Here is a 13,208-nt window from a genome sequence, read left to right as displayed (position 1 = left end):
TGCCCCGAACGACAGAAGAAGGATGCCGATGCCCACACCCCGCCGATGCCGAGTGCATGAGGTGCTCTCGATCGTGTCGACGCGCGGTGTGCGACGGGAACGGCTGTCTTCCGTCTCCCCCTGACTCCGGGGCGGGCCCACCCATCCCCGCCCGCCCCGGTCCTCCCGCCCTCCGGCGGCGGGACGGGGCCGCGGTGACATATCGGTCGGGTCGCGGTAGAACTTTCGCAGGACAGCAGGACAGCAGGACAGTACGACAGCAGCACGGGGGGAATGGGGATCATATGGTCGTGTGCGTAGGAATCATCGATGATCATCGGGCGACGCTCGTGGGAGCCACGGCGATCATCGGGAGCCATCCGGGCTTCCATGTGGTCGCTGCCGGCCGTACCGTGGCCGAGCTGCTCGCCTTCCGGCAGCGGATGGACGTGGTCATCCTCGATCTGACGCTGTCCGACGGATCGACCGCGCCGCAGAACATCGCCTCGCTGTCCCCGGTCGGCGCGAGAGTCCTGGTCCACGTCTCGGAGGAGTCCCTGGCCACGATCCGCGAGGCCGCGCGGGCAGGAGCGGTCGGCATGATCAACAAGGCCGAGGAGGTGCCCCACATCATGGCGACCCTGAACGCCGCGGCGCGCGGGCAGCTCGAACCCGGCCTGCACTGGACGACGCGGCTCGGGCAGGGCGGAGCCGCGTTCACCCGCGTCGCGCTCTCGGCGCGCGAGACCGAGGTCTTCGCCCGCTACGCCGCGGGGGAGACCGCGGAGAAGGTGGCGCAGCAGCTCTTCGTGTCGCGGGAGACGGTGCTCGATCACGTGCGCCGCATCCGCGGCAAGTACGCCGCGGTCGGGCGCCCCGCTCTGACGAAGGTCGATCTGTTCCGGCGTGCGGTGGAAGACGGTTACGTGCAGCCGAATCCCTGACCGGTGCGGGGCGCAGGGCGCAGAATGGGGTCATGAGCCCACGCAGCGAAGCGGTCCTGGTCGATGTCGTCCGTACGCCCGTCGGGCGCGGAAAGCCCGGAGGAGCGCTTTCCGGGGTGCACCCGGTCGATCTCGCGGCGGGAGTGCTCCGGGCCCTCCGCGACCGCACCGGGCTGGAGTCGTGGCAGATCGACGACGTCCTGCTCGGCTGCGTGAGCCAGGTCGGCGAGCAGTCGATGAACATCGCGCGCCAGGCCGTGCTCGCCGCCGGCTTCGACGAGGGTGTGCCCGCCGCGACGATCGATCGGCAGTGCGGGTCGAGTCAGCAGGCCGTGCACATCGCGGCGCAGGGCATCATCGCCGGCGCCTATGACGTCGTGATCGCGGGCGGTGTCGAGTCGATGAGCCGGGTGCCGCTGGGATCCTCCGGGGCGGGAGGCTCTCCGATGTCTCCGCGTCTGCGCGCCCGCTACCCGGACGGGCTGGTGAACCAGGGGGTCTCGGCCGAGCTGATCGCGCAGCGGTGGGGGCTGGAGCGTGCACAGCTCGACGCCTACGCGGCGGAGTCCCACCGTCGCGCCGCCACGGCCGCGGACTCGGGTTTCTTCACACGCACCCTGATCGCGGTCGAGGAGGCACCCGACGCGCTCACGGATGAGACCGTGCGACCGGGGACGACGGCCGAGGCGCTCGCCGGCCTCCCTCCCGCCTTCCGCACCGAGGCGCTCGCCGCCCGCTTCCCGGAGCTCGACTGGCGCATCACGGCGGGCTCGTCCTCGCCGCTCAGCGACGGAGCCTCCGCCGCCCTGCTGATGAGTGCGGAGCGCGCCGCGGAGTGGGGGCTGACGCCGCGCGCGCGGTTCCACTCGTTCGCGGTGGTGGGAGACGACCCGCTCCTGATGCTCACCGGCCCGATCCCCGCGACGCGGCGCATCCTCGAACGGTCGGGGCTCACGATCGACGACCTCGACGCGTACGAGGTGAACGAGGCGTTCGCCTCGGTGCCGTTGGCCTGGGCCGCCGAGCTCGGTGCCGATCCCGCGAAGCTGAACCCCCGCGGCGGGGCGATCGCGCTCGGCCACGCGCTCGGCTCCTCGGGCACGCGACTGCTGGGCACCCTGGTCGATCACCTGGAGGCGACCGGCGGACGTTACGGACTGCAGGTGATGTGCGAGGGCGGCGGGATGGCGAACGCGACCATCGTCGAGCGCCTCTGAGGACGAACGCCGCCGGGCCGGAGGGCGCCGGAACCGGGGGCGCCGGTGCCGGACAGCGGGACGGAGAAGACCCCCGCCGACCCGATTTCGGCGGGGGTCCTGCGGTGTGGGCACCGCGGCGGGAGCGGGATCCGCTCTCCGCGGCGCGGAAATCTGTGACTACCCGTTCCGGTCTGAGTCTTCCGCGCACCTGCAGTTGTAATCGACGCACATGGCCGCGCGGTGAACGGCAGGGGAACGGCTGTGCGCATCGCCCGCGGGCAGATACAAGGATGTCCTAGTAAATCTGCGGATGGCGAAGTAAACTTTCCACTGTGCCAAGGACGGTACGGAGGGAAGTCGCAAAATGACTCGCACAATCCCGCACTTCGTAGGCGGATCGCATCGCACCCCGGAAGACGGACGCTTCGCCGACGTCTTCGATCCCAGCTCGGGGGCCGTGCAGGCGCGCGTGCCGCTCGCCTCGGCGGACGAGGTCGGCGAGGTCATCGCGAACGCGGCGGCGGCGCAGACCGCCTGGGCCGCGACGAACCCCCAGAAGCGCGCCCGCGTGCTGCTGCGCTTCCTCGATCTGGCGCAACGCGAGATGCAGTCGCTCGCCGAGCTCCTCGCGAGCGAGCACGGCAAGACCGTCGACGACGCGAAGGGCGACATCCAGCGCGGACTCGAGGTGATCGAGTTCTCGGCCGGAGCCCCGCATCTGCTCAAGGGCGAATACTCCACGGGTGCGGGAGCCGGCATCGACGTGTACTCGATGCGTCAGCCGCTCGGTGTGGTCGCGGCGATCACCCCGTTCAACTTCCCCGCGATGATCCCGCTGTGGAAGGCGGGTCCGGCGCTGGCCGCGGGCAACGCCGTCGTGCTCAAGCCCAGCGAGCGCGACCCCTCGGTGCCCGTCCGTCTGGCCGAGCTGTTCCTCGAGGCGGGGCTGCCCGCAGGGGTGCTGAACGTCGTGCACGGCGACAAGGAAGCGGTCGACGCGCTGCTCACCGACGACCGGATCCGCGCGGTGGGGTTCGTCGGATCGACGCCCATCGCCGAATACATCTACGCCACCGCGACCGCGCACGGCAAGCGCGCGCAGTGCTTCGGCGGTGCGAAGAACCACATGATCGTGATGCCGGACGCCGACCTCGATCAGGCCGTCGACGCGCTGATCGGCGCCGGTTACGGCTCGGCGGGCGAGCGCTGCATGGCCATCTCGGTCGCGGTTCCGGTCGGACGGGAGACGGCGGACGCCCTGGCCGCGAAGCTCACGGAACGCGTCGCGAAGCTCCGCGTGGGCCCCTCGCTGGCAACCGACGTCGACTACGGCCCGCTCGTGACGCGTGCGGCGGTCGAGAGGGTCGAGGGGTACATCCGCCAGGGGATCGACGAGGGCGCGACGCTGCTCGCCGACGGACGAGGACTCGTCGTGCCCGGCCACGAGGAGGGCTTCTACCTCGGCCCGACCCTGTTCGACCATGTCACGACCGAGATGGCGATCTACCGCGAGGAGATCTTCGGCCCGGTGCTGGTCATCGCCCGCGCCGCCGACTACGAGGAGGCGCTGCGCATGGCCTCCGAGCACGAATACGGCAACGGCGTCGCGATCTTCACGCGCGACGGCGATGCCGCCCGCGACTTCGCCGCCCGGGTCGAGGTCGGCATGGTCGGGGTGAACGTGCCCATCCCGGTGCCGATCGCGTATTACACGTTCGGCGGCTGGAAGCGCAGCGGGTTCGGCGACCTCAACCAGCACGGCACCGACGCCTTCCGCTTCTACACCAAGACCAAGACGGTGACGAGTCGCTGGCCGAGCGGCGTGCGCGAAGGCGCGAGCTTCGTCATCCCCACGATGCACTGACCCCGTCCACCGAATCAGGGACCACGGAAATGACCATGATGAGCACCCCCACCACCTCCACGTCGTCCACCACTCCGGAGGAGCGCGAGGCGATCCTCGGTGCCGTGCGCGAATTCGCCGAGACCGAGCTCGCCCCGTTCGCCGCCGAGCGCGACGAGAAGCATCTGTTCCCGCGGGAGTCGCTGCGCACCGCCGGGGAGCTCGGGCTCGGGGGCATCTACGTGCGCGAGGAGTCGGGCGGCACCGGGCTCGCCCGCGTCGACACGGTGGCGATCTTCGAGGAGCTCGCGAAAGGCGATCCCGCGGTCGCCGCCTACATCTCGATCCACAACATGGTGGTCTGGATGATCGACACCTACGGCACCGCGGATCAGATCGATCGCTGGCTGCCCGACCTCACCGCGATGGTCGCGTTCGGCGGCTACTGCCTCACCGAGCCGGGGGCGGGATCGGATGCCGCCAACATCACCACCAGTGCGGTGCGGGACGGCGACGACTACGTGCTGACCGGCGTCAAGCAGTTCATCTCGGGCGCGGGGGAGGCCGCGGTGTACGTCGTGATGGCCCGCACGGGTGAGCCCGGCGCGCGGGGCATCAGCGCCTTCCTGGTCGGGGCCGACGCCGAGGGGCTGAGCTTCGGTGCCCTGGAGAAGAAGATGGGGTGGCACGCGCAGCCCACGCGGCAGGTCGTGCTGGACGGCGTGCGGGTTCCGGCATCCGCTCTGCTCGGTGAGGAGGGCAAGGGTTTCGCGATCGCGATGTCGGCGCTCAACGGAGGACGGCTGAACATCGCCGCCTGCTCCCTGGGAGGAGCGCAGTGGGCGCTCGACCGTGCGGTGCAGTACGTGCACGAACGCGTCGCCTTCGGCGAGGTCCTCGCCGAGAAGCAGTCGATCCTGTTCGCGATCGCCGACATGCGCACCGACCTGCAGGCCGCCCGCCTCATGGTGCGCGACGGCGCGGAAGCGGTCGACGCGCACGCCCCCGACGCCACCATGCGCTGCGCCATGGCCAAGCGCTTCGCGACGGATGCCGGCTTCGACGTCGCCAACCGCGCGCTGCAGCTGCACGGCGGCTACGGGTACCTGCACGACTACGGCATCGAGCGCGTCGTGCGCGACCTGCGCGTGCACCAGATCCTCGAGGGCACGAACGAGATCATGCGGCTGATCGTCGGACGCGAGATGCTGCGACCGGCCGGATCCGCATCGATGCGGGCCGCGTCATGACCCGCATCGCGTTCCTCGGGCTCGGGCACATGGGCCTGCCGATGGCCGTGAACCTGGCGAAGGCCGGCCACGAGGTGCACGGATTCGACCTGGTGCCGGCGGCGATCGCGGCGGCGGCGACGGCCGGCATCCCGGTGGCCGCGAGCGGGGCGGACGCCGTGACGGACGCCGACGTCGTGCTGACGATGTTCCCGGCCGGGCGCCACGTGATCGAGGCGTATCGCTCCGAGCTGCTCGCCGCGGCGCGACCGGGCACGCTGTTCATCGAGTCGTCGACGATCGCGGTCGACGAAGCGCGCACGGCGCACGAGCTGGCCGTCGCGGCGGGGCACCGTCACATCGACGCCCCGGTGTCGGGGGGCGTGGTCGGAGCCGAGAACGGCACGCTGGCGTTCATGGTGGGGGCATCCGAGGAGGACTTCGCCGCCGCCCTGCCGCTGCTCGAGGCCATGGGGCGGCGGATCGTGCACTGCGGCGGGCCCGGGCTCGGGCAGGCCGCGAAGGTCTGCAACAACATGATCCTCGCGGTGTCTCAGATCGCGGTCGCCGAGGCGTTCGTGCTCGGGGAGCGGTTGGGCCTCGAACACCAGGCGCTGTACGACGTCGTGTCGCAGGCGTCGGGCCAGTGCTGGTCGCTCACCACCAACTGCCCGGTGCCGGGACCGGTGCCCTCGAGCCCGGCGAACCGCGACTATCAGCCGGGCTTCGCCGGCGCCCTCATGGCGAAAGACCTCGGTCTGGCGCTGCAGGCCATCGAGCAGACCTCGACGGATGCGCAGATGGGCCGCCTGGCGCAGCGCATCTACGCGGCCTTCGCGGACGGGGACGGCGCGACGCGCGACTTCTCCGGCATCATCACCGACATCCGCGACGACCGGGTGTGACGACCGCGGTCGCCCGACGACACGGCGATACTGAACACGGCGCACACGCCGACGATGACAGGAAGGCGGACATCACGATGACCGAGTACGAGACGATCCTGGTCGAGCAGCGCGGACGCGTGGGCTGGATCACGCTGAACCGCCCGCAGGCGCTGAACGCGCTGAACAGTCAGCTCGCCGCGGAGGTCACTGCGGCGGCGCGTGCCTTCGACGCGGATGACGGAGTGGGCGCGATCGTGGTGACCGGTTCGGAGAAGGCGTTCGCCGCGGGAGCCGACATCAAGGAGATGGAGGGGATGTCGGCGGCGGAGATGATCGCCACCGACCACTTCGGCGTCTGGCACGACTTCGCGGCGGTGCGCACGCCCGTGATCGCCGCGGTCGCCGGCTTCGCGCTCGGGGGCGGATGCGAACTCGCCATGATGTGCGACATCATCCTCGCCGCGGACACGGCCAAGTTCGGTCAGCCGGAGATCACCCTCGGCGTGATCCCCGGGATGGGCGGCACGCAGCGGCTGATCCGCGCGGTCGGGTACTACAAGGCCGCCGAGCTCGTGCTCTCGGGTCGTTTCATGGGCGCGGAGGAGGCGGAACGCTCCGGCCTCGTGTCGCGGGTGGTGCCGGCATCCGACCTGCTGTCCGAGGCGACGACGCTCGCCGAGACCATCGCGGCCCGCTCGCTGCCGTCGGTGTACGCAGCCAAGGCCGCGCTCGACGCGGCCATGGAGACCGGGCTGGCCGAGGGTCTCGCGCACGAGAAGCAGGCGTTCGCGGCGCTGTTCGACACCGCGGACCAGAAAGAGGGCATGGCGGCCTTCCGCGAGAAGCGCAGCCCGGACTTCCAGAACCGGTGACGTCATGGGGGCGTTCACGATTCAGGACGAACGGCGCCGGACGGGCGTCGTGGGGCCGTTCTGGCGCCTCGGCGACGCGATCGGCCTGAATTGTGAACGTCCCCCGACCCGGTCTCAGGGCGTGGGGGTGTTCCCGGGGCTCTCGACCGCGGCCGCGATGGCCGCATTGCGCTCCGTGGGGAGCCGCTGCAGGTATGCGCGGAGCACCAGTCGATCGACCAGTCGCCCGAGCGGTCCGAACGGCGAGTGGAACTCGAGGGTGTCCCGCATCAGCGTGCCCTGCGGGTGCGCCTCGAAGACGTGCTCGTGCAGGAGCGCACCGAAGGGCCCGGAGATCTGGCGGTCGCAGAATCTGCGCGGCGGTTCGATGTCGAACACCAGCGACCGCAACCGGAACGGGATGCCGAAGTGGCGCGCGCGCCATGTCACGGTGGATCCTTCCGTGAACGTCCCTCCCGCGGGCGCTTCGACCATGCGCTCGCCGTACCGCGCCATCGAATCCTGGTGCAGCGCGGGATCGAGCGACGCCGCGAACACCGCCTCGGGTGCGGCGGCGATCACGGTCTCGAGGACGAAGCGCGCCATGTCAGAGGGGCTCGGGTCGCGGCCGCGGATCGGTGAAGTCGCCGGCATCCCGGCGGAGGCGGGCGACGATCGCGACGAGCTCGGCCGCATCGGCGCGGCTCATCCCCGGATCGGCGAAGACGTCGGCGTTGAGGGCGGCGGTCGCGCGCTCGACGAGATCGCGTCCGGCATCCGTGAGGGCGAGCATCGCCGCGCGTCCATCGTGCGGGTGCGGTTCGCGCACGATCAGCCCGTCGCGCACCAGTCGCTCGGCCGTGCTCGTGACGGTGGTCGCATGCACCTGCAGGCGCGCCACGGCGCTCGAGAGGGGGAGCCTGCCCGCCCGGCTGAACGCGAGCAGCCGCAGCATCTCGTAGCGGGCGAAGCTCAGCGCGAACGGTTTGAGCGCGGCATCCACGCGTGCGAGCAGCAGTTGCTGGGCCCGCATCACCGAGGTGACGACGGTCATGCCGTCGGCGGCATCCGTCCATCCGTGCGCGAGCCACTGCCGCTTCGCCTCGGCGAGCGGATCCACGGGGAGCGGGCGGGGTCGGACCACTCCTCTACGGTAGTGGTGGCGAGACGCCTCGGCGGGGCGACGCGCGTGCCGGGATGCCGGACGCGGGTGAATCCGAGTCGCGCGGCGGGTGGAACTGAGTCCCGCAGGAGTAGAATCGACGCAGTCGTGAGGAGCAATCGATGAAGATCTTCGTCCTGGTCAAAGAGGTGCCGGACACCTACGGTGATCGCACCCTGAACCTCGAGACCGGTCTGGCCGAGCGCGGCGCCGGAGACCTGGTGCTGGATGAGATCACCGAGCGTGCGCTCGAGGTCGCGCTGAGCCACGCCGACAAGAACGAGGGCACCGAGGTGGTCGCCCTCTCGATGGCGCCGGAGACCTCGACCGCGACCGTGCGGCGGGCGCTCGCGATCGGTGCGGCATCCGCGGTGCACATCGCCGACGAGCAGCTCGCCGGCGCCGACCTCGGTCTGACGGCCGAGGTGCTCGCCGCCGCGATCCGCCGTGCCGCGCCCGACCTCGTCATCACCGGCAACCTGTCGACCGACGGCTCGGGCGGTGTCATGCCGGCGATGCTCGCCGAGCACCTCGGATACGCGCAGGCGACGGCGCTGTCGTCGGTGGAGATCACGGCCGACACCGTCTCGGGCACGCGCGCGGCGGATGCCGGATCGCAGACCGTCTCGGCCCCGCTGCCCGCCGTGATCTCGATCACCGAGGCGCTGCCGGATGCCCGGTTCCCCAACTTCAAGGGCATCATGGCCGCCAAGAAGAAGCCGCTCGAAGTGCTGTCGCTGGCGGATCTCGAGGTCTCGGCGGACCCGGCGGTCGCCCCCCGCACGATCATGACCTCGGTGGCCGCGAAGCCTCCGCGGGCTGCCGGCGTCAAGATCACCGATGACGGCGACGCCGCCGCACAACTCGTCGACTACCTCGTGCAGAACAGGCTGGTGTGAGATGTCCGCTCCCGAGAACCCGATCCTCGTCCTCCTCGACGTCGACCCTGCGGGGAACGTCGCGAGCAGCACCGCGGGGCTGCTCGGCGCCGCGTCCGGGGTCGGTTCGCCGGTCGCCCTGATCGTCGGCGGCTCTGCGGATGCCGCGGCCCAGGCGGCTGCGGCCGGTGCCGCCCTGGTGCTCACCGCCGAAGGGGACGCTTCCACCCTCACCGTGCCGGTCGTGGATGCGCTGCAGGCCGCGATTGAGCGCGTCCGCCCCGACGCCGTCCTGATCTCCAACTCGATCGCGGGCCGTGATGCGGCCGGTCGGCTCGCGGTGCGCATCCGCAGCGCGCTGTCGGTCGACGCGATCGGCGTGTCCCGCGATGACGAGGGCGTCGTCGCCCACCACTCCGTCTACGGCGGTGCGTATCTCGTCGATTCCGCGCCCACCTTCGGCGTCCCCGTCATCACGGTGCGCCAGGGGGCCGTCGATGCGCGCGCCGAGGCCGTCGCGGAGCCCGAGGTCGTCGCACTCGAGGTCACCCCGTCGGGGGCTGTCGCCGCGACGGCCGGTCCGGTCGAAGCCGTCGAGGTCACCTCGTCGCGACCCGAGCTGCGCGGAGCGACGCGGGTCGTCTCGGGCGGGCGCGGGCTGGCGTCGAAGGAGAAGTTCGTGCTCGTCGAGGAGCTCGCGGATGCGCTCGGCGCCGCCGTCGGCGCCTCGCGCGCGGCCGTGGATGCCGGATACATCCCGCAGTCGCACCAGGTGGGACAGACCGGTGTCTCGGTGTCGCCGCAGCTGTATGTCGCTCTCGGCATATCCGGGGCGATCCAGCACCGCGCCGGCATGCAGACGGCGAAGAACATCGTCGCGATCAACAAGGACGCGGAGGCGCCGATCTTCGACGTGGCCGATTTCGGCATCGTCGGCGATCTGTTCACGATCGTCCCGCAGGTCATCGCCGCGCTCGAGGCGCGGAAGAAGTAGCCATGGCGACGCGGATGCTGCGGCGCGGACTGCCGCGTGTCGCCGGCGGGGAACCCTGGCCGCCCGCGACGGAGATCGCGGATGCGGGTACGGGTCTGGAGGCGGATGCGGAGTCGGCGGACGCAGGCGTGATCGCCGCAGATGCACCCGTCGCGTCGGCATCGGCATCGGCGTCGGCGTCGGCATCGGCATCGGCGTCGGTCCCGGAAGCGGAGGACGCGTCGGCGGCGGTCCTGGGTATGGCGGAAGCCGCGGCGAGCGATGCCCCGGCGACCCGCGCTCCAGCGACCGACGCTCCCGCGACCCGCGCCTCGGCGGACCGCGCGACGACGGGTCTCCGGATGCGCCGCGGACTCCCGCGGGTCGCGGGAGGAGAGCCGTGGCCGCCGTCGGCCGCGGCGCCCGGGGCAGCTGCGGAGACGCCACCCGCGTCGGCCCCGGCAGCGTCGGAGTCGATCGCCGGCGCGGCGTCGGAGTCAGCATCGGCGCGGAGTACGTCGACCCCCGGCTCCCCGGACACCGATTCCCCGGTTGCAGGCTCCTCGGACGTGCTCCCCGCGGCGGTCGCGGCGAACGCCGCGGCGCCGACGATCACGTCGACGGATGCTGCGGCACCCGCGACGCTTCGACGCGGCCTGCCCCGCACGGTCGGCGGCGCCCCCTGGCCACCCGCGGACACCGTGCCGCGTCCCGCGGCGCAGCCGGAGCACGACCCCGCCGCGCCGACCGCGGAGCACGCCGCATCGCTCGACGCAGACTCCGCCACTGCATCCGCCACGGCATCCGCCACTGCGTCCGCCACCGCGGCACCGGCTGCGGCATCCGAACCGTCGGCGTCCGCGGACGCGAGCCGCGACGTGGCCCCCGCTGCGGCCCCGGCCCCGGTCGCGCTCCTCGGCCCCGACCTGCACACCCCGCTGCGCACCCCGCGCACGGTCTGGGACGGCCGGGCGCCGCGGCGCGTGACACCGGTCGCGGCTTCCCCCCGCCGTCGCCCGACGTGGCCGCAGGCGATCGCGGGGCTCTTCGGCGCCGCGGCCCTCGGCATCCTCGCCGCGGCGGCGGTCGCGCTCGTCCGGACCCTGCTCAGCCTCCCGTTCATGCAGGACTTCCTCGCGACCTTCCCCGGTGAGTACGAGTCGCCTCTCGCGGTCGAGCCCGGGTTCGCGCCGTGGATCGGGTGGCAGCACTTCTTCAACGTGTTCCTGATGGTGCTGATCATCCGGACCGGACTCCGGGTGCGCACCGAGAAGCGGCCGACCGCGTTCTGGACTCCGCGGAACAACCCCAAGGGCAAGATCAGCCTCACGCTGTGGTTCCATCAGGCGCTCGACATCCTGTGGCTCGTGAACGGCGTGATCTTCGTGGTGCTGCTGATCGTCACCGGCCACTGGGTGCGCATCGTGCCGACGAGCTGGGAGGTGTTCCCGAACGCGCTCTCGGCTGCCCTCCAATACGTGTCGTTCGACTGGCCGCATGAGAACGGGTGGAACAACTACAACAGCCTGCAGCAGCTCGCGTACTTCGCGACGGTCTTCATCGCCGCCCCGCTCGCCGCGATCACCGGCTTCCGCATGTCGGGGATGTGGCCGAAGAAGGCCGAGCGCCTCTCGAAGGCGTACCCGGTGGAATGGGCGCGGGCGCTGCACTTCCCGATCATGCTGTACTTCGTGGCGTTCATCATCGCCCACGTCGCGCTGGTGATGCTGACCGGGTTCCTGCGCAACCTCAATCACATGTATGCGTCGCAGGATGCCGTCACCTGGACCGGCTTCTGGGTGTTCGTGGCCTCGATGGTCGTGATCGCCGCCGGGTGGTTCGCCGACCGCCCGCTCGTGATCGCGCCGATCGCGAAGGCGTTCGGCAACGTCTCCGCCCGCTGACCCGAACCGCTCTTCGCCGAACCACCCCTTTTCGTGCGAGCGGCCCCTGTAAATGCGTCTACAAAGGGGCCGGTCGCACAGAAGGGGGTGGCTCGGCCACGTCGTGACGAGGGGGAGCGCGCGTCAGCGGGTGAAGCGGACCTCGGTCAGCGTCTCTCCGAGGAAGGGCTCGGTGTGCGTCGCGCCGTCGAGCGTGAAGCCGTTGCGCGTGTAGAAGCGGTGGGCGCGCGGGTTGTCCTCGGCGACCCAGAGGTACAGCGGCTCGTCCTTCTCGACGGTGGCGTCGAAGAGCTTCTGGCCGATGCCGACACCGTGCAGCGCGTCGAGCAGATAGATGAAGTAGAGCTCGCGGAACGCCGGGGCATCCTTGTCGCGCGCCGGGCCGGAGCCGGCGAAGCCGACGATCTCGCCGTCGACGAGCGCGGCGATCATCTTGAAGTCCGGACCCTGCGAGGCCCAGTGCGTCCACAGCTCGGCCATCCGGCGGGGCGACACGTTCTCGAGCGCCGCCTTGCTGATGAGGTGGTCGTACGTCTCGTGCCAGCACTGGGCGTGCACGCGACCGAGAGCCTCGGCATCCACATCACGGACCGGGCGGACGATGACTTCTGGCTGGGCTTCGGCGCTCATGACCGCGACTCTACGCGCGGCATGAGCGATCCGGAAATCGAGGGAATGCCCCGCGCACACCCCGCGCAGGCGATGGAGGATTCGCACAACGAAGTACGACTTCCATGCACCGCTGGCTACGATCGATCCTCGTGAACGTGATCTGGCGCACCCTCCTGGTGATTCTCCGTGCTCGACTCCGTGTGCGCCGCGGCCGGACGCTCGATCCGACCGCGGTCGGCGGCATCCGCCTGACGACCCTGCCCAGCGACATCGATCTGCTGCGCCACATGAACAACGGCCGCTACCTGTCGCTGTTCGACCTCGGCCGCTGGGATCTGCTGATCCGCACCGGCCTCTTCGACGCCATGGACGCGCAGGGCTGGTACGCCGTCGTCTCGAGCGAGACCGTCACGTTCCGCAAGTCGCTGCAGCTCTGGCAGCGTTTCGAGGTGCAGTCGCGTTTCATCGGTCACGACGACAAGGCGCTGTTCCTCGAGCATCGCGCGGTCGTCAAGGGCGAGGTCTACGCCCGGGCGATCGTGCGGGCCCGGATGCTGCGCCGCACCGGAGGCACGGTCAGCCACGAGGAGCTGTTCGCCGCCGTCGGGAAGCCGGAGGGCGTGCCGGAGATCGACGCCTGGGTGCACGACTGGGCCGCGGCATCCGCCCTGCCTCCCGTGCGCATCCCCGCGCCGAGCGTCTGGCCCTGATCGGCACGCGCCCCGCCGCCGGTCCTGCGACAGCGCC

At 71.1% G+C, this 13,208-nt stretch carries 13 protein-coding genes; 10 read left to right on the top strand and 3 right to left on the bottom strand.

Going from position 1 to position 13,208, the window contains the following annotated elements:
• Positions 1 to 290: 290 nt before the first annotated feature.
• From ACWA14_RS13995 to ACWA14_RS13970, 6 genes are all read left to right on the top strand, one after another.
• Positions 291 to 923, top strand: a complete 633-nt coding sequence (locus ACWA14_RS13995; protein WP_463794630.1) for a response regulator transcription factor — start codon at positions 291 to 293, stop codon at positions 921 to 923.
• Between the two features lie 32 nt (positions 924 to 955).
• A complete protein-coding gene (locus ACWA14_RS13990) occupies positions 956 to 2,140 on the top strand; it encodes a thiolase family protein (RefSeq protein ID WP_463794628.1) in 1,185 nt (394 codons plus the stop codon).
• A gap of 346 nt (positions 2,141 to 2,486) precedes the next feature.
• Positions 2,487 to 3,986, top strand: coding sequence for a CoA-acylating methylmalonate-semialdehyde dehydrogenase (locus ACWA14_RS13985; RefSeq protein ID WP_463794626.1), 1,500 nt, complete (start codon positions 2,487 to 2,489; stop codon positions 3,984 to 3,986).
• Positions 3,987 to 4,024: 38 nt separating this feature from the next.
• A complete protein-coding gene (locus ACWA14_RS13980; RefSeq protein WP_463794623.1) occupies positions 4,025 to 5,215 on the top strand; it encodes an acyl-CoA dehydrogenase family protein in 1,191 nt (396 codons plus the stop codon).
• Positions 5,212 to 6,099 (top strand): 3-hydroxyisobutyrate dehydrogenase, encoded by an 888-nt coding sequence (mmsB, locus tag ACWA14_RS13975; protein ID WP_463794621.1) that lies wholly within the window; start codon positions 5,212 to 5,214, stop codon positions 6,097 to 6,099. Before ACWA14_RS13980 ends, mmsB begins: the two co-directional genes overlap by 4 nt.
• 77 nt (positions 6,100 to 6,176) lie before the next feature.
• Entirely contained in the window at positions 6,177 to 6,953 is a 777-nt protein-coding gene (locus ACWA14_RS13970) for an enoyl-CoA hydratase (RefSeq protein ID WP_463794620.1), read from the top strand.
• Between the two features lie 114 nt (positions 6,954 to 7,067).
• Here ACWA14_RS13970 and ACWA14_RS13965 read toward each other — a convergent pair whose 3' ends face one another.
• Both ACWA14_RS13965 and ACWA14_RS13960 read right to left on the bottom strand, forming a co-directional pair.
• A complete protein-coding gene (locus ACWA14_RS13965; RefSeq protein WP_463794618.1) occupies positions 7,068 to 7,538 on the bottom strand; it encodes an SRPBCC family protein in 471 nt (156 codons plus the stop codon).
• A gap of 1 nt (position 7,539) precedes the next feature.
• A complete protein-coding gene (locus ACWA14_RS13960; protein ID WP_463794616.1) occupies positions 7,540 to 8,076 on the bottom strand; it encodes a MarR family winged helix-turn-helix transcriptional regulator in 537 nt (178 codons plus the stop codon).
• Between the two features lie 140 nt (positions 8,077 to 8,216).
• Between ACWA14_RS13960 and ACWA14_RS13955 the strand changes: the two genes are divergently transcribed.
• The 3 genes from ACWA14_RS13955 to ACWA14_RS13945 are packed head-to-tail and all read left to right on the top strand — an operon-like array spanning position 8,217 to position 11,849.
• Complete coding sequence (locus ACWA14_RS13955; protein ID WP_463794614.1) at positions 8,217 to 8,993, top strand: electron transfer flavoprotein subunit beta/FixA family protein; 777 nt, start codon at positions 8,217 to 8,219, stop codon at positions 8,991 to 8,993.
• A 1-nt stretch (position 8,994) separates the two neighbouring features.
• The gene (locus ACWA14_RS13950; protein ID WP_463794613.1) at positions 8,995 to 9,966 is read left to right on the top strand and encodes an electron transfer flavoprotein subunit alpha/FixB family protein; all 972 of its coding nucleotides are present in this window, start codon (positions 8,995 to 8,997) and stop codon (positions 9,964 to 9,966) included.
• 2 nt (positions 9,967 to 9,968) lie between these two features.
• Positions 9,969 to 11,849 (top strand): cytochrome b/b6 domain-containing protein, encoded by a 1,881-nt coding sequence (locus tag ACWA14_RS13945; RefSeq protein WP_463794610.1) that lies wholly within the window; start codon positions 9,969 to 9,971, stop codon positions 11,847 to 11,849.
• Positions 11,850 to 11,972: 123 nt separating this feature from the next.
• Here ACWA14_RS13945 and ACWA14_RS13940 read toward each other — a convergent pair whose 3' ends face one another.
• Complete coding sequence (locus tag ACWA14_RS13940; RefSeq protein ID WP_463794607.1) at positions 11,973 to 12,479, bottom strand: N-acetyltransferase family protein; 507 nt, start codon at positions 12,477 to 12,479, stop codon at positions 11,973 to 11,975.
• Between the two features lie 131 nt (positions 12,480 to 12,610).
• Between ACWA14_RS13940 and ACWA14_RS13935 the strand changes: the two genes are divergently transcribed.
• Positions 12,611 to 13,171, top strand: coding sequence for an acyl-CoA thioesterase (locus ACWA14_RS13935; protein ID WP_463794605.1), 561 nt, complete (start codon positions 12,611 to 12,613; stop codon positions 13,169 to 13,171).
• The last annotated feature ends 37 nt before the right edge of the window (positions 13,172 to 13,208 follow it).

Source organism: Microbacterium sp. TW_SC_2 (genome assembly GCF_055361165.1).
This window is presented reverse-complemented; position numbering and strand designations above follow the sequence as displayed.